This is a genomic window from Clostridium sp. TW13 (assembly GCF_024345225.1).
In the GTDB taxonomy this organism is placed as follows: Bacteria; Bacillota; Clostridia; order Clostridiales; family Clostridiaceae; genus Inconstantimicrobium; species Inconstantimicrobium mannanitabidum.
Genome location: NZ_BROD01000001.1, coordinates 1,897,884 through 1,919,059, shown reverse-complemented (window position 1 = coordinate 1,919,059; position 21,176 = coordinate 1,897,884). Strand labels below are relative to the sequence as shown.

Here is a 21,176-nt window from a genome sequence, read left to right as displayed (position 1 = left end):
TTGTGGCTATTTACTTTTATGTTGTAAGGAGGATTTTTATGAGAAAGAGGATCTCTATAATAGCAGTTTGTGTTGTGGTATGTTTGGCTATTATTTTTAGTGGGGTATATATTTTTTATATTAGAGCTGTAAATCATCCACTAAAAAGTAATGAACAAACCGTTAATATAGAAGTTACTGATGGGGACTCATTATATGCTGTTCTTAGTAGACTATCAAATAAAAATAATTTATCAAATTTATATTTTATTAAATATTATATTAAGAAAAACAATTTGAATGTGGCTATAAAACCAGGCAGTTATAAGGTATTAACTGAAACTTCTTTAGAAAAGTTAATAAAACTTTTACAAACTGGCGGTGGTGAGAAAAAGAAAATTACCATTCCAGAAGGATTTACAATAGACGATATTGCCAAAAAACTTGATAAGCAAGGAATAGTTACAAAGGATAAATTTTTGGAAGCTGTAAAGAAATATTCTTTACCAAGCTATATTAAGTCTAATAAAAATAAGAGATATAATTTAGAAGGATTTCTTTTTCCAGATACTTATTATATTGAGAAAGATGATACTGCTGAAGATATCATTGATAAGATGCTAGGTAGATTTCAAGAAGTAATGTCTCAAATTGCTAATGAGACAGGCATAACAGTAAATGAAGCTGATTATGAAAAGATTATCAATATAGCTTCAATTATTGAAGAAGAGGCTAGAGGAGAAGAAGATAGACCTTTGATATCATCAGTAATTAATAATAGATTAGAGAAAAATATGAAGCTTCAGATTGATGCTACTGTAATCTATGCTATAGGACATCATAAAGATGTATTATTAAATTCAGATTTATTGATAGATTCACCATACAATGTTTATAAGTATGAGGGGTTACCAGTTGGTCCAATAGCAAATCCGGGAAAACAATCTATAATAGCAGCATTGAGGCCGAATAAAACGGACTATATTTACTATGTCTGGAATGATAAACAAAAGAAACATGTATTTAGTAAAGATTATAACAAGTTTCTAAAGGATAAGAAAGAAGCGGGATTATAAAGATTGGAGGCAGGTTACTATGAGTGGCATTACTTTTGATTTTATGGAACAATATATAAAGGGATTAATTCCAGATGAAGAAGGGAAGTTTAAAGAAATAGTAGACTTTGCTAAGGAAAATGGAGTACCAATAGTACAAAAAGAAACAGGCAAGTTTCTTGAAGTTATTACTGGTATAATAAGACCTAAAAAGATATTGGAACTAGGAACAGCTATAGGGTATTCAGCAATGCTTATGTATGAAAGTGCAGGTACTGAACCAGAAATAACCACAATAGAAAGATCAGAAGAAATGATTTCTATTGCAAAAGCTAACTTACAAAAGTATGATCTTAGTGATAAAATTACTATTGTTCAAGGAGATTGTCTTGAAGAACTAGAAAAGTTAGATGATAAATTTGATATGATATTTATGGATGCAGGGAAAGGTCATTACAATCATTTTTTACCAGAATGCTTAAGGCTATTAAGTGATAATGGTGTGATTGTGGCAGATAATGTTCTTTTTAGAGGCATGGTAGCTTCAGATGAGTTAGTTGCTAGAAGAAAAATAACTATAGTAAAAAGAATGAGAAGTTATTTAGATATGGTTTCAAATGATGATAAATTAGTAACTACAGTTATTCCAATGGGCGATGGAATTGCAGTTACAAGAAGGAGGTAATTTCAACGATGAAATATGAAATTTTAGCACCAGCAGGTAATTTAGAAAAATTAAAAACAGCTATAGATTTTGGGGCAGATGCTGTTTATCTTGGCGGTAGTAAATTAAATTTAAGAGCGTTTGCTGATAATTTTACAAATGAGCAGATTCAAGAAGGTGTTGAATATGCTCATTCTAGAGGCAAAAAGGTTTATGTAACAATGAATGTTTTTCCTCATAATGATGATTTAATAGGACTAGAGGATTATCTTAGAGAATTAGGTAGTTTAAAAATAGATGCTTTAATAGTTTCTGATCCATCTATAATAATAACTGCTAGAGAAGTAATTCCTGAAGTTGAAATTCATTTAAGCACTCAAGCTAATAATGTTAACTGGAAGTCAGCTAAGTTTTGGCATGAGCAAGGCGTGAAAAGAATAGTTTTAGCAAGAGAACTATCTATGGATGAAATTAAAAAAATAAGAGCTGAATTGCCAGAGGATTGCGAGTTAGAAGCTTTTGTTCATGGTTCAATGTGTATGGCTTATTCTGGAAGATGCTTGATTTCAAACTATATGACTGGTAGAGATTCAAATAGAGGAGCCTGTGTTCAAGCTTGCAGGTTTAAGTATAACTTAGTTGAAGAAAAGAGACCTAATGAATACTTCCCTGTATTAGAGGATGAAAGAGGAACTTATATATTAAATTCTAAGGATTTATGTATGATAGAACATATTCCTGAACTAGCTGATAGTGGTATATATTCATTTAAAATTGAAGGAAGAATGAAGAGTCCATATTATGTAGCAGCTGTAGTTAAGTCATATAGACAGGCGCTTGATTCATATCTTGCTGATCCAAAAGGATACAAGTTTAATGAAGAATGGATGAACAATTTATTAAAGGTAAGTCATAGACAATACAGCACTGGTTTTTATTTTGGAGAAGATAGTAGACAAATATATGATACTTCTTCATATATTAGAGATTATGATATTGTTGGAAAAGTTATTGCCTTTGATAAGGACACAATGACTGCAACAATAGAGCAAAGAAATAGAGTTTTTGAAAATGATTATGTTGAAGTTTTAAGTCCAAAAGGCGATAGTTTTGGTTTTACTCTTAATGATATGTATGATAATAAAAATCAAAAGATAGATGTAGCTCCAAGAGCTCAAATGATATTTACTGTTAAAACAGAAGTGGAATTAAAAGTAAATGACATGTTAATAAAGGCTAAGGGGGATAACTAATGAAAAGACCAATACTTATAGGCATAACTGGTGGTTCAGGTTCTGGTAAAAGTACAATTGCAAAAGAAATTTGTGATCAATTCAATGAGGGTTGTATTGCAATGATAGAGCAAGATTCATATTATAAAGCACAGTCACATCTATCAATGGAAGATAGACGTAAGACAAATTATGATCATCCGGATGCCTTTGACAATGATTTGTTAGTATACCAACTTGGAGAGCTTCTTAATGGAAATACGGTTCAAAAACCTATTTATGATTTTGCAGCTCATGATAGAAAAGAAGAAACAATAAGTGTTGATCCAAAGGAAATTATAATAGTTGAAGGAATATTAGTGCTTGAGGACCCTAGAATAAGGGAACTTTTGGACATTAAGATATACGTTGATACTGATTCTGATGTTAGAATTATTAGAAGATTGGTAAGAGATATAAATGAAAGAGGAAGAACTGTTGATTCTGTAATACATCAGTATTTGGGGGTCGTTAGACCAATGCATTTACAATTTACTGAACCAACTAAAAGATATGCGGATATAATTTTCCCAGAGGGTGGAGAAAATAAGGTAGCAATAGATTTATTAGTGGCAAAAATCAAACAAATTTTACAACAGTAGAGAATAAAACATCTCTTTAAAGGAAAGAATTTCTTTAAAGGGGTGTTTTATTTTGAAGAAAGAGCTATTATCAAGATATATAAAAATAACTTCTATAATAATATGTATGTTTATTTTATTGATAATTAAAATATTTATAATACAAAAAGATTATGAAAATGAGACGATGCCTACAATTTACAAGGGTGGAAATCAAACCGAAAAAATATCACAAATTGATTATCAAGTCTATGATTATTCAGGTAAAAATATTGTGAGTTTAGCCAAAAAGTACATTTTGGTTATTGAAGTAAATGCTTTTAGAATGAATAATGTTAAGGATAGCCAGGAGGGTTTGTTAGCATTTAACTATATAATGAAATCGCAATATCCAGATTTTTCTTTAGATGATATAGTAAATAAAAATGGAAAACTATATTTTGATAAATTAGATGCTGAAAGTTATGAGAAACTTAAAGATTTAACTAAAGTTATAAAAGGAATTTATGTATATAATTATGATTGTGTTGATAATAAGGACGCTTGGAAAATAGAGAATATATTAACTTTAATAAATAAGGATAAAAGTAAAAATATAAATTCTACATCACAAGTTAATGATAGTTTAGAAAAAAATATTTTAAATACTGTCAGAGGTAATAAAGATAATATAATATCCTTATCATTAAATTCTAAGGGATTTTACAGTAAAGAAACTTATGGAATAGACGATAATAATTTAAACCCTCAACTTACTTTAGATGAAGAGTGGCAACAGAAAATTAGAGATGTTTTAAATAGAAAGTTATTTAGTAAGCTACCAAACATTGGAGTGGCTATTGTAGAAAGTTCAACAGGTAAGGTGCGAGTTTTAGCGCAAAAGGATGAATCAAAACCTAATATATTAATTGGTGCTACTGGTCTAGGCTTTCCACCTGGGTCAATATTTAAAGTTGTTGATGAAATTACTGCAATTTCTGAAAATAAATTAGATTTGTCTAAAAAGTATGTTTGCAATGGTGTTTTATGTAAGAAGAATGGTAAACCGCATCCACATGGGACTTTAAATTTGAATGAAGCTCTAAGGGTATCTTGTAATGAAGCTTTTAGTCAATTGGGGGCATCTTTAGGATATGAAAATATTATGTCAATGTGTGATAAACTTGGGCTGTTCAGTAAAGTACTGAATCTTAATGATGAAGCTGCAGGTGTAAGGGCAGAAAAAATTAGTGGAATGAACAATATTTCAATAGGCCAAAGTCTAAATGTAACTCCCATTCAGATGACAGCTGTAATTAATACTGTGGTAAATAATGGAGTCTATATAAAACCTACAATTTTAGAGGGTTATAAGGATAATAAAAATCAATTTATTTCTCTTGATAAACCTAAATCAATAAATATTTTAGATTCGCAATCTGCATTAATTATAAAGAATCAGTTAAAAGATGTTGTTAATAATGGAAGTGGAGTAAAAGCACAAGTGTCTGGAGTTGAAATAGGTGGTAAAACTGGTACAGCTGAAGGAACTTCAGGCAATGATATTTGGTTTTTGGGATATTTTAAAATGAATAATAAATACTATTCAATGGTTATACTAGTACCTAATCTTATTGGAACTAATGATGATGGGGATAGTTACGGTGGAGGTAATACTGCAGCACCTATTTTTAGTCAGGTAGTTGAAGCTATAAAATAGGTTTATTCTATAAATAAATTAAAATATAAGAAACATTTTTATATGTCTCACATATTATAATAAGGAGCACTGCTGGGAGGCATAATAGTGTTTATTATTCACTATTTTGTAGATGTAATAGGAAATCTGATTTTTTTATCAGGATATGTTTCTGGAAATACTGCATTTCCTAAACCCTTAGATGAGAAAGAAGAAAAGTATTATTTGCAAAAGCTAAAGGAAGGCGATTTGGAATCTAAAAGTATTCTGATAGAAAGAAACTTAAGATTAGTAGCACATATAGTAAAAAAGTATTCAGTACAAAATAAAAATATAGATGATCTAATATCTATAGGAACTGTAGGATTGATTAAGGCTATAGATTCTTTTGATGTTTCTAAGGGCACAAGGCTTGCAACTTATGCTTCAAGATGTATAGAGAATGAGATACTAATGCTTTTTAGGAATAATAAAAAAAACAAAGGAGAAGTTTATCTACAAGAGCCTATAGGTGTAGATAAAGAAGGAAATGAAATTTGCCTCATTGATGTTTTAAGTAGTGAAAATGATTCTGTTTTAGAAACAGTAGAAAATAATATTCAAATAAGAAACTTATATAGTAAGATTGACTCTGTACTTACCAAAAGAGAAAAGAAGATTATACAGATGAGATATGGGTTAGTTGATGGTAAATATAAAACTCAACGAGAGATTGCAAGTATGTTGGGAATATCTAGATCTTATGTTTCAAGAATAGAAAAAAAAGCATTAAGTAAATTGTTTAAAGAATTAAATTATAAAAAATAAAGAAAAAGGCTAAATTTCTTTATATAAATAGAGGAATTTAGCTGTTTTTGTAGAACTAGTTTTAATGTAGGGTTTTACGTGTGTAAGATGATAAGGAGGACAACATGATTGAGTTAAACAAATTGTTAAATATGACAGTAGAAGAAGGGGCTTCTGATTTACACCTAACTGTTGGTATACCACCAACAATAAGAAAAAATGGACGATTGATAAGAATTGCTAAAGAAATTATTACTCCTGAAGATACTGAGACTTATGCAAGAGAGATTTTAAAAGAGAAATATGATGAATATAATGCTATTGGTGAATATGATACTTCATACTCTATAGCTGGGATGGGAAGGTTTAGAATAAATATTTACAAACAAAGAAATTCATCAGCTTTAGCTATAAGAGTAATTACTTTAAATATACCAACATTGTCACAATTAAACCATCCTGACATAGTTAAACAATTGACAGAGAGAAAAAGGGGATTAGTTTTAGTGACAGGGCCAACAGGTAGTGGTAAAAGTACTACATTGGCAGCAATGATAAATCAAATTAATCGTTCAAGAGAAGCACATATTATTACATTAGAGGATCCTATTGAATTTTTACACAAGCATGATAAGTGTATTATTAATCAAAGAGAAATAGGAAAAGATAGTAATTCTTATGAGAATGCATTAAGAGCCATTTTGAGAGAAGATCCTGATGTAATATTAGTAGGAGAGATGAGAGATTTAAAAACAATACAAATAGCAATTACAGCAGCTGAAACAGGCCATTTAGTATTATCTACATTACATACTATTGGAGCAGCAAAGACTATTGATAGAATTGTAGATGTATTCCCACCTCATCAACAGCAACAAATAAAGATGCAATTGTCAGCTGTTCTTCAAGGAATAGTTTCTCAACAACTTGTTGAAACAGTAGATGGAGGCAGAACTACAGCATTAGAAATAATGATAGCTACACCTGCTATACAAAATTTGATTAGAGAAGGAAAAACTCATCAAATTCAATCTTCAGTTCAAACTGGTGGAAGATATGGAATGAAGACTATGGATATGGCATTGAGTGATTTATATAGAACAGGAGTAATTTCTAGTGAAACTGCACTTAGTTTTGCTATGGATAAAGAGACACTTAACAGAATGATGCTATTATAATGCCTGAAATTAAATGTAAAAGGGTTATTAGAAAATAGATTTTCTAGATAGAATTTTGGAGTTGCAAAAGATTTATATAAAGGTTATGGTTTTAGAATAAGATTATTTGAACATATAACATAAATCTTAGCTACATAATTAAAAGATGGATACCTAAAGTGTAAAAAATACGTTTTAGGTATCCACTTTATTGTTTTTCAAATATAGTAAGTTATAAATAAATTTTTAATAAACAATATAGTAATTAGTAAAATTTTGTGCTACAATAACTATGAATTAAGGGGGAATCTTGATGGAAATGTTAAAAAATATTGTTCAGACAGGTTTGAACATGATTACGGATATAGTATTTATTTTATCGATGTACTATGTTTTATTGTCCTTATTTGGGTTAGTGAGAGTACGAAATAAAAAAGAGGTGAGTCCCCAAAAAAGTTTTGCATTGATAGTTGCAGCACATAATGAAGAGAGTGTTATTAAAGATATTATAGGTAGTTTTAATCAATTAAATTATCCTAAGGAATTATTTGATGTTTTTGTAATTGCTGATAACTGTACAGATAAGACTGCAAGTATTGCAAGACAGGCAGGCGCAAATGTATTTGAGAGGGAAAACAAAGAAAAAAGAGGAAAAGGCTATGCATTAGGTTGGATGTTTGAAAAAATGACTCAAATGGAAAAGAAATATGATGCAGTAGCTATATTTGATGCTGATAATATAGTATCAAAGAATTTTTTAATTGAGATGAATAGAGAATTAGTGAAAGGATATAAAGTTGTTCAAGGTTATTTGGATAGTAAGAATCCATTTGATACATGGATTACAGCTAGTTACTCTATAGGGTTCTGGACATCAAATAGAATGATTCAAGTATCAAGAAATAACCTAAGACTTTCTAATCAGTTAGGTGGAACTGGTTTCTGTATAGATACGGACATTTTAAACAAACTTGGTTGGGGAGCAACTTGCTTAACAGAAGATTTAGAGTTTACTTGTAAGCTTGTTTTAAATGGTTATAAAGTAGGTTGGGCACATGATGCAGTAGTGTATGATGAGAAACCTTTAACAATGTCTCAATCTTGGGCTCAAAGAAAGAGATGGATGCAAGGTTTTGCTGATGTTTCTAGTAGATATTTCTTCAAATTAATGAAGAGAGCATTTACGAAAGGTGACTTTGTAGCTTTTGATTGTGCAATTTATAGTATTCAACCTATTATGTTTATTTTATTCGGGCTTTCTACTATTATTAGTGCAGTAAACTATCTTAGAAGAGCACCTGAAATAGTAAATGGTATAGTGAATGTTATGCAAACAGCAAATTTTAGTTTTTTATTAGCAGGAGCTTCGATAATATCAATGGCTTTGGTACTATATACACCATTGATTCTATTATTAGATAAAAAACTTTCAATTAAATCTATATTGTATTTGATACTTTTACCTATATTTACAATAACTTGGTTTCCAATTTCAATACAAGGAATAATTAACAAAAATAATGTGGAATGGTCTCATACAAAACATACTCGAAGTATAAATATTGACGAATTAGAGAATGCAAATTAAATCCTTGAAATTTCAAGGATTTTTTTATTTTAGTAAGAAGTTGAATTTTATTTAAACTTTATTTTATAAAACTATTGTAGATAGCATAAATTTTTTTTATAATAAATAAGAGGAAATGTTAAATTAATGTGGAATATAATATAAAAGTGAATTACATCAAGGAGGGAAGTCTGGACATAAATGCAACAGTATATAGTTGGTATGGATATAGGTTCACAAAATATATGTGTTACTCTCGCTAAAATGAATGGAGAGAATATTGAATTTTTGAATGAAAATATATTTGTATCAGATGGAGTAGCAAAAGGCAAGATAGTAGATGTAAATAAATTATCATTAACAATACAAAATGTAATGCATTCAATGCAGATTCAGTATAATGATAATATTAGATGGTACATCGGGATAGGAAATAGTAATGTAAGAAGTGAACATTTAACTGCTCAAGTATTTATAAAAAATTCTTATGATATTATTACTGAACAAGAGATAATAGAAACTATTCAGAAATCATCCTCTCGTATTTTAAAAGATAATGAGGAATTACTATATTTTAATGTAGATGAATATGTTTTAAATGGAGTTGCTAGATATGAAATGCCTTTAGGGGCTAGTGGTGAATCTCTTGAGATAAAATTCACTTGTTTTATAGCTAGAAAAGACTATATTAATAATTTGAAAAACACATTTAGTTTGTGTGGTATAGACTTTATAACAATATATTTAAATTGTTTTGAATTAAAAAATGTAGTCATTAATGAGAAAACCAGAGATAAAAGTTTAATGATTTTGGATGTAGGAGCTCAGACTACAGATTTTATGTTTTTTAGAAACAACGTTGTGGATTCATTTGGGGTTATTCCCTTAGGGGGAGATGCAATAACAAATGATTTATCTATATGTACAGAAATTGAAAAGTCAAAGGCAGAAGAAATTAAAATTTTACATAGTTCTGCATATGAAAAATATTACAGAAGTTATAAGATAGGAACTGTTAAGGATGATATTTTAGAAATTGATATAAAATTGTTTTATGAAGTTATAAGAGCTAGATTGGAAGAACTAGCAATGATAATTGCAGAAAAAATTAAAAACAGTGGTTATTATAATAATCTTCAAGTTGTATATGTTTTTGGAGAAGGAATTATAAATTTTGAAGGAATTCACATATTGCTTGAGGATATATTAAAGAAAAAGGTGGTAATTGTTAGCAAAGAACAATTAAATTTGCAAAGTGCTTCAGTTATTAATTCCGTATGTATAGCTAAAAGTGCCTGTGATAGGTTTAAGTTAGAATATCGTGCCAAGGATAAGATTACTGTACAACATAAAACAGAAAATACAAAGACTAATGAAAAAAAAGTAGGCTTTATAAATAATTTAAAAAAAATACTAGATGATATTTTCTAAGGGAGGAATTATTTTGTTGGATTTTGATGTGGACATGCAAGAATTTGCTAATATAAAAGTTGTTGGTTGTGGCGGCGGTGGTAATAACGCTGTAAACAGAATGATAGTAGAAGGATTAAAGAATGTTGAATTTATTGCTATAAATACTGATAAACAAGCGTTGATGTTATCTCATGCAACTCAAAAAATACAAATTGGAGATAAATTGACTAAGGGCTTAGGAGCAGGTGCTAATCCAGAAGTTGGACAAAAAGCTGCAGAAGAAAGTAAGGATGAAATTGCTGAAACTATTAAAGGTGCAGATATGGTATTTATAACTGCAGGTATGGGAGGCGGTACTGGTACTGGTGCTGCTCCAGTAGTTGCAGAAATTGCAAAGTCTTTAGGAATATTAACAGTAGGAGTTGTTACTAAACCTTTCCCATTTGAAGGAAGAAGAAGAATGAAACATGCAGAAATGGGGATAGAGAACTTAAAGCAAAGAGTTGATACTTTAGTAACAATACCAAATGAAAGATTATTATCAATGGTAGACAAAAAGACTACTCTTCTTGATTCATTTAAGTTAGCAGATGATGTGCTAAGACAAGGTGTGCAAGGTATATCTGATTTAATTACTATACCAGGTCTTGTTAACTTAGACTTTGCTGACGTTAAGGCTGTAATGCTAGATAAGGGATTAGCTCATATGGGTGTTGGATATGGTAAAGGAGATACAAGAGCTCAAGATGCTGCTAGAGAAGCAATATCATCACCTTTACTTGAAACATCAATTGTAGGAGCTACAGGTGTGTTATTAAATGTTACAGGTGGAGCAGATTTAGGATTGTTAGAAATTAATGAAGCTGCAGAAATTGTGCAAGAAGCAGCAGATCCAGATGCTAATATAATATTTGGTGCTGTAATTGATGAAAATTTAAATGATGAAATTAGAATAACTGTAATTGCAACTGGTTTTGAAAATGAACTTAGTGCACGTGCAATTCAAAATTCCAAAGATACAGTGACTTCAAATAATCCTCAACCTTCAGTGGAGGAAGTAGCATCTACAACTACTAGTAAGTTTGATAGTGATGAGTTAGATATACCAGCTTTTTTGAGAAGACAAAAAAGATAAATAATTAGTTTAAAATAGACATGGAAATAAGAATCCATGTCTATTTTTTTTCGGCATTTTATGCTGAATTAATTCATATTTTTGATAGGTTAATTTAAATGTAATACATTTCTAAGTGTAATTAATATACAGAAGAGCTTTGAATTGTGATACGAAATAATAATAACATTTGAATATATAAAATATTTTAAAAGATAAATGTCAAAATAGTGGACAAAATAATTATTTGCTATTCTATACAAAATGACAAATTTTTGAAAAAATAAAGTTTATAATGTTTTTTAGGGAGTGAGGTTTGTGAAAGTATACGTGGATGTCTTACTTGCAGAGAATTTAATAATAAATTATTTTCTGCTTTTATTAACTATGCAGATATTAAAATTAAAGCTCAATTATAAAAAGATATTTTTTGCTGCTAGCATAGGAGGGATATATACATTATCAATGATTATACCTATACTTAAACCATTGACATTCCTGCCCATTAAATTAACAGTTGCTTTTATTATAATAGTTATAGCAGTAGAGAAACAAACTATAATAACTTATTTTAAAATATGGGGGGTATTCATGATGACATCCATATTTTTTAGTGGAGTATGTTTAACAATATCATTGTATGAAAATAACTTTAATGTAGCTCAAAGTTTTGTGCTTAAAAAACTCTCTTTAAAATATATTATTTTGTTTGCAATACTATTATATATTATTTTGTTAAGGATAATTACCTTTATAAAAGATAAACTTGTTATAAACAAATTAATATATGATGTAGAAGTAGTTAATAAGGGTAAAACTATTAAATTTAGGGCTTTTTTGGACACAGGCAATGAATTAGTTGAACCAGTGACTTTGTTGCCAGTAATTATTTTGGAGGAAAATTATTTTGATGAAATTCTTCCTAATAAGGATGTGTACTATATAAATTATTCTACAGTAAGTGGATGGGAGGGAAGACTAAAAGGATTTAAACCAGATAAATTATTCTTAATTTCTGGAGAAAAAACTATAGAAAAGGAAGCTATTATTTGTAGTTGCGGAGAAAAGTTGAGTAAGGATAGAGAGTATGAGGCTCTTCTATCTCGAGGAATAATTTAGGGTGGTGTGCTTAAGTATGGGGTTTCTAAGAAGACTTTTAAATAGAATTATATCTAAATTTGGATTGTGCAAAAGAAGGGTATATTATGTAGGTGGTAGTGACGCATTACCCCCTCCTTTATCAAAGGAAGAAGAAGATGAGTTAGTACAAAAACTTACTAATGGAGAAGAATCAGTAAGAAGTACATTAATAGAACGTAATATAAGATTAGTAGTATATATTGCGCGTAAGTTTGAAAATACTGGAGTAGCTGTAGAGGATTTAGTATCAGTAGGAAATATAGGCCTTATTAAGGCTGTAAATACATTTGATCCTGAGAAAAAGATTAAACTTGCAACATATGCCTCTAGATGTATAGAAAATGAGATACTAATGTATCTTAGAAGAAATGCGAAAGTTAAAGCAGAAATATCCTTTTATGAACCTTTAAACATAGATTGGGATGGAAATGAATTATTATTGTCAGATATTCTAGGTACAGAAAATGATACTGTTTATCATTTGATTGAGGATGAGGTAGACAAGCAACTACTATTTTTAGCTATGAAAAATTTAAGTGATAGAGAGAAAGAAATTGTTAAGCTAAGGTTTGGCCTTTTTGGTACTAAGGAAAAAACTCAAAAAGAGGTGGCAGATATGCTAGGGATTTCTCAATCATATATATCTAGGTTAGAGAAAAAAATAATAAAAAGATTGAAAAAAGAAATGAATAGAATGATTTAATATATAGAATAAAATAAGCACCTTTCGGAAATAATTTATAATGCAGTAGGTTATTACTTAAAGGGGCTGATTATTAATGATAATCAATAAAGTTGAAATTTGTGGTGTTAATACATCAAAATTGCCTGTATTAAAAGAAAAAGAAATGAAAAAACTTTTGATGGCTATGAAATCTGGTGATAATTCTGCAAGAGAGACTTTCATCAATGGAAATTTAAGATTAGTTCTTAGTGTTATTCAAAGATTTAATAACAGAGGAGAAAATGTAGATGACTTGTTTCAAGTAGGTTGTATAGGACTTATGAAAGCAATTGATAACTTTGATTTAAGTCAAAATGTAAAATTCTCTACTTATGCTGTGCCTATGATAATAGGAGAGATTAGAAGATATTTAAGAGATAATAACACTATTAGAGTAAGCAGATCTTTAAGAGATATTGCATACAAAGCCTTATTAGTTAGAGATAGATTAATTAAGGAAAGTAATAAGGAACCTAATATATCTCAAATTGCTAAGGAACTTAATCTACCAAGAGAAGAAGTTATATTTGCACTAGATGCTATCCAAGATCCAGTATCATTATTTGAACCTATATATCATGATGGTGGTGATGCCATATATGTTATGGATCAGATTTCTGATTCCAAAAACGGAGATGATAGTTGGTTAGAGAATATATTAATAAAAGAAGCAATGAAAAAATTAAATGATAGAGAGAAGTTAATATTAACTTTAAGGTTTTTTAATGGTAGAACACAAATGGAAGTTGCAGATGAAATAGGAATTTCACAAGCTCAAGTATCCAGATTAGAAAAAACCGCTTTAAAACATATGAAGAAATATGTATAAATTCATTCCTGTCTATGGTTCAAAAAGAAAGTTTAATCCTCAACTTTCTTTTTGGACCTTTTCTATTACTCACAATAAACAAATAGCAAAGGTTCAAAATTGTATTTTAAGTTATTGTAATAATTTATAAATAAGTTCATATATATTTTATGGGGTGATTGATTTGGATGTAGAATTGAATATGTTTTCTTTAAATGCATTGAAAGAGATGGAGATTATTGATGTAAACTTAGGTAAAGTATTAGGTACTATCTATGATTTAAAGTTAGATTGTGATAATTTTAATATAGTTTCTTTATTAATAATTAAGGAGAAACCTAAAATATTTGGAACAGTAGATTTTATAGAAATACCATGGGAAAAGATACAAAAAATAGGATATGATGTAATATTAGTAGACTGTGATGATAAAACTTTGTTTGAAGCATAGTAATTTCTTCGTTTGTAGTGTATAATTTACCTATAAATTTCAAGGAAGGACGTGAGTGTTTTGAAATGTCCATTTTGTTCATACGAAGAAAGCAAAGTTGTGGACTCTCGTTCAGCAGAGGAATGTAATGCAATTAGAAGGAGAAGAGAATGTTTAAAGTGTGGTAAGAGATATACCACTTATGAAAAAGTAGAAGATATTCCTATTTTGGTGATAAAGAAAGACTTCACCAGGGAAAATTTTGATAAAGGAAAAATAATCAATGGCTTGATAATTGCTTGCCAAAAAAGACCTATATCTAGAAATCAAATAGAAGAATTAGCTAATGATATTGAAAAAAATATTAGTAATAAGATGATTGCTGAGATTAAATCTGAGGATATCGGTGAAATGGTTATGGAGAGATTAAAACCTATTGATGAAGTATCTTATGTAAGGTTTGCCTCTGTATATAGACAATTTAAAGATATCAACACTTTTATGGAAGAAATATCAAAGTTGATTAAAGAATAAAACAGTAAAATTAATAATGGGGTAGTTTATATTAGTATAAACTACCTTAATTAATATTTAAGTTAAATGCAAGTTAAGAAAAGTAAATACTACTTTAAATATTTTTTTTATAATGATAAAATTAGGGAGGAATATAGATATGCAAATAAAGACCATAGGAGAATCAGAAGTTATATCTTACGAAAATGATGAATACGAGGTAATGTTTTCAACAGCAGCTAAAGGTACAAGTTATAATATTTCTATGCCTGATACAAAGCTAAAGTTAGATGATTTAGCAAGAAAATTAAATTTAAATAAAATCTCTTATTTAAAGCAAATTCACTCCGATAAAATAGTTCTTTTAAAAAAGGATGATAACATTCAAGGACAAGTTGAAGGAGATGCTATAATAACTAATTTGGACAAATTAGCAATTGGAGTTTTTACAGCTGATTGTGTTCCTGTAATAGCAGTAGACACTTGTAATCATGTAATAGCAGCAATACATAGTGGATGGAAAGGAACAATAAACAATATTGTAGGAAAAACTATTTTGAAGATGCAAACAGATTTTCAATGTAAAGTTGAGAATTTAAAGATATTTATAGGACCACATAATAAGGTATGCTGTTATGAAGTTTCTGAAGAACTTATTATGCAGTTTAAGAGCAATGACATGTTTGAAAATCAGCCAATAAATCAAGATAGATACTTAAATTTGGAGCAATGTATTATTGCACAATGTACTAATTGTGGCATTTTACAGCAGCAAATAACAACAAGTGATTATTGTACTTTTTGCTCAACAAATCCTATATTCCATTCATATAGAAAAGATAAAGAAAAGTCAGGAAGGCAAATCTCTTTAATATATTTAAAATAATGGGGGTATAAAATGTCGCAGGAAAAAATATTAATCGTGGATGATGAAGTGAACATAGTTGAATTAATTAAATTTAATCTAGAAAATTCAGGATATAAGGCTTCAGTTGCATATGATGGTGTTGAAGCAGTAAAAATAGCTAAAGAAGAACAACCTCAGCTTATACTTTTAGATTTAATGCTTCCGAAAATGGATGGGTATGAGGTGTGTAAAGAAATACGAAAAGATTCTTTAACCGCTAATATTCCTATAATAATGCTTACCGCAAAAGGTGAAGAATTAGACAAGATTTTGGGCCTTGAACTTGGTGCAGATGATTATTTGACAAAGCCATTTTCTGTACGAGAATTAACTGCTAGAGTGAAAGCTATTTTAAGAAGAACTCAATATGTTTCAAAATCAGAAAGAAACTTTAAGGTAGGAAATTTAAATATTGACTTTTTGAAGCATGAAGTATTAAAGGATCAGAAAATTGTAGATTTAACATTAAAAGAATTTGAATTGTTAGAGAATTTAGTAAAGAATAGAGGAAAAGTACTAACAAGAGATTTACTTTTAGATAAGATATGGGGATATGAATATATTGGTGAAACAAGAACAGTGGATGTTCACATAAGGCATTTAAGAAAAAAAATAGAGGATGATGATAAAAACCCTAAGTTTATTGAAACTATTAGAGGGATAGGGTATAGATTTACCACAGGTGAATAGATATGAAAAATAAAGTAATTGCATATGTAATGGGAACCATACTATTCTCATTAGTTATTTTAACAGCTTGTTTTATTACTATAACTAATCATCAGCATATTAATACAATAAGATTGGAGTTACAAGAATATAATAGACTGCTTTCAGAAATGATTAATAAGACTGATAATCCTGTATCCGTAGTTTCAAATATTACAAAGGATAAATCAGATATAAGAATTACATTGATAAATAAATCAGGAGAGGTTGAATATGATTCAGACACTCTCCTAAAAAATTTAGATAATCACGCTAATAGAGAAGAAATTCTTATGGCTGAGAAGAATAATGAAGGATACAGTATTAGATATAGTAAAACTTTAAAAAAAGATATGTTATACTATGCTACAAAGCTTAATGATAATGGCATTATAAGAACTTCTATACCTTTAGAACACATTAAAATGTTTGAAGATAAGAATGGACAATATTATATAGTAACTTTAATTGCAGTGATTTTTTTGTCCATATTTATGTCTTTAAAACTTTCGGTTGTAATTGTTAATCCTCTTAAAAAGTTAGAATCTGTAGCATATGAAATGTCAGAAGGAGATCTAACAAAAAGAGTCAGTGTAAAATCAAAAGATGAATTGGGAAGATTAGGATGTGCGTTTAATCATATGGCTGATACATTGCAATTAACATTAAATGAGTTGGTAGATAAGCAAAATAGATTGGAAGCAATACTAAAGAGCATGGATAGTGGGGTAATAGCCGTAGATAAAGAACATAATGTTATTATGATAAATCCATATGCTGAAAAAATCTTTGGGATAAAAGGTGATATTATTGGTGAGAAATTAATGAATCACGTCAGAGATTTTGAATTAGACAATGTATTTGATTCAGAGAAGGACAGTGTTGAAATAACAATAATAAATCCTATAGAGAGAGATCTTAGAATAAAAACTGCTGAAATTATAAATGGGAAAGAACATATTGGAAAGGTTGCAGTTGTTCAAGATATAACAGACATTAAGAAGTTAGAAAATATGAGATCACAATTTGTAGCCAATGTATCTCATGAACTTAAGACACCATTAACTTCCATTAGAGGATTTTCAGAAACATTGCTAGAAGTTGATGACGAAGAAACCAGAAAGAAATTTCTTGGGATAATTAATGATGAGGCTGAAAGATTAGCTAGACTTATAAACGATATTTTAACTTTATCAAACTTGGAACAATGTAATAAGTTGCATGAAGAAACTAACGATATGGATTTCAGTCCTGAGCTTATTATTGATAATGTAGTGTCTTTAGTTAAGTTAGAAGCATCTAAAAAGAATATAGAAATTGAAACTTCTTTGAAAAATAATAATCATATTTGGGGTGCACCAGATAAGTTTAAACAGATGATAATAATTTTATTAGATAATGCAATAAAATATTCAGAGAGTGGAGATAAAATATTTATTAATACATATGAGGAAGAAGGAAAGAATGTAATTGAAGTTCAGGATACTGGAATTGGAATCCCTGAAAAAGATTTGCCGAGAATTTTTGAAAGATTTTATAGAGTAGATAAGGCGAGGTCTAGAGCTAAAGGTGGAACTGGCTTGGGACTAGCTATATTAAAGCATATAGTTATAAGTTTTGGTGGAACTGTAGAAGTTCAAAGTAGGCTTGGGGAAGGAACCAAGTTTACAATTAAATTATAAAATCTAGTGTATATATAGTGTGATTTTTAATCTACATGTAATTAGGATAAGCCTAATTATGTGTAGATTATTTTTTTTATTCTTTTAATTACACAGCTAACAAAAAAACTAATCAACAAATTTAGCATAAAAATCAATTCTAATGTAAAAAATAATTTACAAAGGGTAACATTACTTAACATTAAACTAATACTGGGTTAACTTTGCTTGTCTATTATAATACTTGTAAGGTAAATAAATAGAAAATAAATTTTAATTTTTGGAGGAATTTTATAATGAAGAAAAAGGGATTAAAATATGTAATTTCAGCATTGGTTGTAACTATGATGGCAGGGGCATTTGTTGGTTGCTCAAGTGAAAAGCAAGGAAGCAACACTACACCAGATACTAAAAAGCAGTCAGTTTCAGGATCAATAACCATTTCAGGTTCTACTGCAATGCAAGAATTTATAGAAAAATCAGCGAAGAAATTTCAAGAGAAAAATTCCGATGCTACTATTAATGTTCAAGGTGGAGGAAGTGGTCAAGGCTTAACTCAAGTATCCCAAGGAAATGTTGATATAGGCAATTCAGATATATATGCTAATGAAAAGTTCAAAAATGGTGAAGATAAAGATTTAGTTGATCATAAAGTTTTAGGTGAAGGATTTGCTGTTGTAACTAGTAAAGATGTTACTTTAACAAACTTAACTAAGGAACAAATACAAAATGTATTCTCAGGCAAGGTTAAGAATTGGAAAGAAATTGGCGGACCAGATGTGAAAATAACAGTAATTCATAGACCAGCATCTTCAGGAACAAGAGCTACTTTTGTAAAAGTATTATTGGATGGTAATAAAGCTTTAGAAGATGATAAGATTGGAATAGTTCAAGATAGTACAGGATCAGTAATGACTTCAATCCAAAGTACACCAGGTTCAGTAAGTTATGTGGCTTTAGCTAATGCTAATGAATCAAAAGACAAGGTGAATAAGGTTACAATAGATGGAGTTGAAGCTTCTGTAGATAACATAATCGGTGGAAAATATAAGTTCTGGTCTTGGGGACATATGTATACTAAGGGTGAAGCAAAAGATTTATCAAAAGCATTTATAGAATTTGTTTCAAGTGAAGACAATAAAGATTTATTTGATAAATTAGGATTTGTTCAAGGTAGTAAAATAAAAGAGTAATTAAAAACTTTGGACTGGTGAAAACCAGTCCAAAAATTAATCTAAATTGAGGTATAGATATGGAGAAAAAGAGTTTTTATAGAAAACTTAAAACAGAATATATTGGTAAAAGTTTTTCTTACGTATGTGGTATATTTATAGTAGTCATAACACTGGCTATTACATTTTTTTTAGCTAGCAAAGGGATTAATACTTTTGTAAAGGATAAATATCCTATTTATAAATTTCTATTTAGCACAAACTGGAGTCCAGATTTGGATAAACCTCAGTTTGGTGCAGCTGTTTTTATTGTGGGGTCAACTTTGGTTTCTGTTGGGGCTGTGGTTATTAGTGCACCAATAGCTGTTGCCTTAGCAATATTTATGAATGTTATATCTCCTAATGTTGGAAAGAAGATCTTACAACCTGCGTTGGAGTTATTTGTGGGAATTCCATCAGTTGTATATGGTTGGATAGGAGTAAGTGTTTTAATTCCATTAATTAAAAACAGTTTTGGAGGAGTTGGCTTTAGTCTTTTTGCAGGTATTATTGTATTAAGTATAATGATTCTTCCAACAATAGCATCACTTGCATCAGATGCTATTAAAACTGTTCCAAGAGAATATATTGAAGCTTCTTATGGTCTTGGTGCCACAAGATGGCAAACTATATATAAAGTTATAGTACCAGCAGCTAAAAGTGGTATATTTACTGGTATAGTGTTGGGGATAGCCAGAGCTTTTGGAGAAGCCTTAGCAGTTCAAATGGTAATTGGAAATACAGTGAAGATAGCTGGTGGATTAATGACACCTACAGCTACACTTACAAGTATTCTAACTATGGACATGGCTAATACAGCGTTTGGTACTGCATGGAATGATGCTCTTTGGTCAATGGCATTTATTCTACTTATTATTTCATTTATATTTATCCTCATAACAAGAAAAATAGGAAATAGGGGGAAAGTATAATGAAGGCAAAAAAGATTGATAAGATAGCAACAAGTGTTTTATATATAATTTCATTTTTAATTGTGTTTTTATTAGCACTTTTTATTGGATATATAATTTTTAATGGTAGACAATCATTGAATTTTAAATTTATATTTGGCAATAATGATAATGGAGGAATTGGACCTCAACTTTTTAACTCATTTTATATACTTATTATTTCACTTCTAATCACTATACCTATAGGGGTAGGAGCTGGTATATTCTTAGCTGAATATGCTGGAAAAAATAAATTTGTAGATTTTATAAGGCTTTGTATTGAAACTATGGCATCTCTGCCATCAATAGTTGTTGGATTATTTGGCTTATTAGTATTTGTAACTATGTTGCATTGGAAATACTCTGTTCTAGCAGGTGCATTGTCTGTTAGTATATTAAATCTACCATCCATGACAAGAGTGACAGAAAATGCAATTAGAGCTGCTTCAAAGAATGTTAAGGAAGCTAGTTTAGGATTAGGAGCCACACCATGGCAAACTATAGCAAAGGTTACTCTACCTTCATCAATGCCTGAAATATTAACCGGAGTAATACTTGCAGCAGGTAGAATTTTTGGAGAAGCAGCAGCTTTCTTATATACCTCTGGTATGAGTGCACCTATGGTGAAGTTTGGAAAGTTCAGTCTAATAAATAATTCATCTGCATATAGTTTATTTAGGCCAGCAGAGACCTTAGCGGTTCATATTTGGAAGCTAAATGCCGAAGGAATGGCAGCAAATTCAAAGCAAATTGCTAATGGTGCCTCAGCTATACTTATAATTTTAGTTTTAGTTTTTAATATAAGTGCAAGGTTTATTGGAAATAAGATTCATAAGGCTTATAGTGGGAAATAGGAAGG

The 21,176-nt window shown here is 29.5% G+C and carries 21 protein-coding genes; all 21 read left to right on the top strand.

Going from position 1 to position 21,176, the window contains the following annotated elements:
- Nucleotides 1-38 precede the first annotated feature (38 nt).
- The 21 genes from mltG to pstA all read left to right on the top strand — a co-directional run bounded on the left by mltG (nt 39) and on the right by pstA (nt 21,171).
- On the top strand, nt 39-1,055 hold the full coding sequence (gene mltG / locus OCU47_RS09480; protein WP_261828356.1) for an endolytic transglycosylase MltG: 1,017 nt from the start codon (nt 39-41) through the stop codon (nt 1,053-1,055).
- Between the two features lie 19 nt (nt 1,056-1,074).
- Nucleotides 1,075-1,719 (top strand): O-methyltransferase, encoded by a 645-nt coding sequence (locus OCU47_RS09475; RefSeq protein WP_261828355.1) that lies wholly within the window; start codon nt 1,075-1,077, stop codon nt 1,717-1,719.
- Nucleotides 1,720-1,727: 8 nt separating this feature from the next.
- Nucleotides 1,728-2,951 carry a peptidase U32 family protein gene (locus OCU47_RS09470; RefSeq protein WP_261828354.1) on the top strand — a complete coding sequence of 408 codons (1,224 nt, stop codon included), beginning with the start codon at nt 1,728-1,730 and terminating at the stop codon, nt 2,949-2,951.
- Entirely contained in the window at nt 2,951-3,571 is a 621-nt protein-coding gene (gene udk / locus OCU47_RS09465; RefSeq protein WP_261828353.1) for a uridine kinase, read from the top strand. Before OCU47_RS09470 ends, udk begins: the two co-directional genes overlap by 1 nt.
- A 52-nt stretch (nt 3,572-3,623) precedes the next feature.
- On the top strand, nt 3,624-5,249 hold the full coding sequence (locus OCU47_RS09460) for a penicillin-binding transpeptidase domain-containing protein (protein WP_261828352.1): 1,626 nt from the start codon (nt 3,624-3,626) through the stop codon (nt 5,247-5,249).
- An 87-nt stretch (nt 5,250-5,336) separates the two neighbouring features.
- A complete protein-coding gene (sigK, locus tag OCU47_RS09455) occupies nt 5,337-6,035 on the top strand; it encodes an RNA polymerase sporulation sigma factor SigK (protein WP_261828351.1) in 699 nt (232 codons plus the stop codon).
- A gap of 104 nt (nt 6,036-6,139) precedes the next feature.
- Nucleotides 6,140-7,192, top strand: a complete 1,053-nt coding sequence (locus OCU47_RS09450; protein WP_261828350.1) for a type IV pilus twitching motility protein PilT — start codon at nt 6,140-6,142, stop codon at nt 7,190-7,192.
- Between the two features lie 292 nt (nt 7,193-7,484).
- Nucleotides 7,485-8,759 (top strand): glycosyltransferase family 2 protein, encoded by a 1,275-nt coding sequence (locus OCU47_RS09445; protein ID WP_261828349.1) that lies wholly within the window; start codon nt 7,485-7,487, stop codon nt 8,757-8,759.
- Between the two features lie 180 nt (nt 8,760-8,939).
- On the top strand, nt 8,940-10,169 hold the full coding sequence (locus OCU47_RS09440) for a cell division FtsA domain-containing protein (RefSeq protein WP_261828348.1): 1,230 nt from the start codon (nt 8,940-8,942) through the stop codon (nt 10,167-10,169).
- 13 nt (nt 10,170-10,182) lie between these two features.
- Nucleotides 10,183-11,286: a cell division protein FtsZ gene (ftsZ, locus tag OCU47_RS09435; protein WP_261828347.1), complete on the top strand. Its 1,104-nt coding sequence runs from the start codon at nt 10,183-10,185 to the stop codon at nt 11,284-11,286.
- A gap of 297 nt (nt 11,287-11,583) precedes the next feature.
- Nucleotides 11,584-12,384, top strand: coding sequence for a sigma-E processing peptidase SpoIIGA (locus OCU47_RS09430; RefSeq protein WP_261828346.1), 801 nt, complete (start codon nt 11,584-11,586; stop codon nt 12,382-12,384).
- Between the two features lie 16 nt (nt 12,385-12,400).
- Entirely contained in the window at nt 12,401-13,108 is a 708-nt protein-coding gene (sigE, locus tag OCU47_RS09425; protein WP_261828345.1) for an RNA polymerase sporulation sigma factor SigE, read from the top strand.
- Between the two features lie 76 nt (nt 13,109-13,184).
- Complete coding sequence (gene sigG / locus OCU47_RS09420) at nt 13,185-13,958, top strand: RNA polymerase sporulation sigma factor SigG (protein WP_261828344.1); 774 nt, start codon at nt 13,185-13,187, stop codon at nt 13,956-13,958.
- A gap of 163 nt (nt 13,959-14,121) precedes the next feature.
- Nucleotides 14,122-14,388: a YlmC/YmxH family sporulation protein gene (locus OCU47_RS09415; RefSeq protein ID WP_261828343.1), complete on the top strand. Its 267-nt coding sequence runs from the start codon at nt 14,122-14,124 to the stop codon at nt 14,386-14,388.
- A 60-nt stretch (nt 14,389-14,448) separates the two neighbouring features.
- Nucleotides 14,449-14,901, top strand: a complete 453-nt coding sequence (nrdR, locus tag OCU47_RS09410) for a transcriptional regulator NrdR (RefSeq protein ID WP_261828342.1) — start codon at nt 14,449-14,451, stop codon at nt 14,899-14,901.
- A gap of 139 nt (nt 14,902-15,040) precedes the next feature.
- Complete coding sequence (pgeF, locus tag OCU47_RS09405) at nt 15,041-15,766, top strand: peptidoglycan editing factor PgeF (RefSeq protein ID WP_261828341.1); 726 nt, start codon at nt 15,041-15,043, stop codon at nt 15,764-15,766.
- A 12-nt stretch (nt 15,767-15,778) separates the two neighbouring features.
- Nucleotides 15,779-16,477: a response regulator transcription factor gene (locus OCU47_RS09400; protein WP_261828340.1), complete on the top strand. Its 699-nt coding sequence runs from the start codon at nt 15,779-15,781 to the stop codon at nt 16,475-16,477.
- Between the two features lie 2 nt (nt 16,478-16,479).
- Nucleotides 16,480-18,177, top strand: a complete 1,698-nt coding sequence (locus OCU47_RS09395; RefSeq protein WP_261828339.1) for an ATP-binding protein — start codon at nt 16,480-16,482, stop codon at nt 18,175-18,177.
- Between the two features lie 275 nt (nt 18,178-18,452).
- Complete coding sequence (locus OCU47_RS09390; protein WP_261828338.1) at nt 18,453-19,349, top strand: phosphate ABC transporter substrate-binding protein; 897 nt, start codon at nt 18,453-18,455, stop codon at nt 19,347-19,349.
- A gap of 59 nt (nt 19,350-19,408) precedes the next feature.
- Nucleotides 19,409-20,299 (top strand): phosphate ABC transporter permease subunit PstC, encoded by an 891-nt coding sequence (pstC, locus tag OCU47_RS09385; protein ID WP_261828337.1) that lies wholly within the window; start codon nt 19,409-19,411, stop codon nt 20,297-20,299.
- A complete protein-coding gene (gene pstA, locus OCU47_RS09380) occupies nt 20,299-21,171 on the top strand; it encodes a phosphate ABC transporter permease PstA (RefSeq protein ID WP_261828336.1) in 873 nt (290 codons plus the stop codon). Before pstC ends, pstA begins: the two co-directional genes overlap by 1 nt.
- Nucleotides 21,172-21,176 lie beyond the last annotated feature (5 nt).

What these genes read in the sequence shown, in the direction of transcription:
- mltG (WP_261828356.1), top strand. Translation starts at nt 39, where the DNA reads ATGAGAAAGAGGATCTCTATAATAGCAGTTTGTGTTGTGGTATGTTTG.
- OCU47_RS09475 (WP_261828355.1), top strand. Translation starts at nt 1,075, where the DNA reads ATGAGTGGCATTACTTTTGATTTTATGGAACAATATATAAAGGGATTA.
- OCU47_RS09470 (WP_261828354.1), top strand. Translation starts at nt 1,728, where the DNA reads ATGAAATATGAAATTTTAGCACCAGCAGGTAATTTAGAAAAATTAAAA.
- udk (WP_261828353.1), top strand. Translation starts at nt 2,951, where the DNA reads ATGAAAAGACCAATACTTATAGGCATAACTGGTGGTTCAGGTTCTGGT.
- OCU47_RS09450 (WP_261828350.1), top strand. Translation starts at nt 6,140, where the DNA reads ATGATTGAGTTAAACAAATTGTTAAATATGACAGTAGAAGAAGGGGCT.
- OCU47_RS09445 (WP_261828349.1), top strand. Translation starts at nt 7,485, where the DNA reads ATGGAAATGTTAAAAAATATTGTTCAGACAGGTTTGAACATGATTACG.
- OCU47_RS09440 (WP_261828348.1), top strand. Translation starts at nt 8,940, where the DNA reads ATGCAACAGTATATAGTTGGTATGGATATAGGTTCACAAAATATATGT.
- sigE (WP_261828345.1), top strand. Translation starts at nt 12,401, where the DNA reads ATGGGGTTTCTAAGAAGACTTTTAAATAGAATTATATCTAAATTTGGA.
- sigG (WP_261828344.1), top strand. Translation starts at nt 13,185, where the DNA reads ATGATAATCAATAAAGTTGAAATTTGTGGTGTTAATACATCAAAATTG.
- pgeF (WP_261828341.1), top strand. Translation starts at nt 15,041, where the DNA reads ATGCAAATAAAGACCATAGGAGAATCAGAAGTTATATCTTACGAAAAT.
- OCU47_RS09400 (WP_261828340.1), top strand. Translation starts at nt 15,779, where the DNA reads ATGTCGCAGGAAAAAATATTAATCGTGGATGATGAAGTGAACATAGTT.
- OCU47_RS09395 (WP_261828339.1), top strand. Translation starts at nt 16,480, where the DNA reads ATGAAAAATAAAGTAATTGCATATGTAATGGGAACCATACTATTCTCA.
- OCU47_RS09390 (WP_261828338.1), top strand. Translation starts at nt 18,453, where the DNA reads ATGAAGAAAAAGGGATTAAAATATGTAATTTCAGCATTGGTTGTAACT.
- pstC (WP_261828337.1), top strand. Translation starts at nt 19,409, where the DNA reads ATGGAGAAAAAGAGTTTTTATAGAAAACTTAAAACAGAATATATTGGT.
- pstA (WP_261828336.1), top strand. Translation starts at nt 20,299, where the DNA reads ATGAAGGCAAAAAAGATTGATAAGATAGCAACAAGTGTTTTATATATA.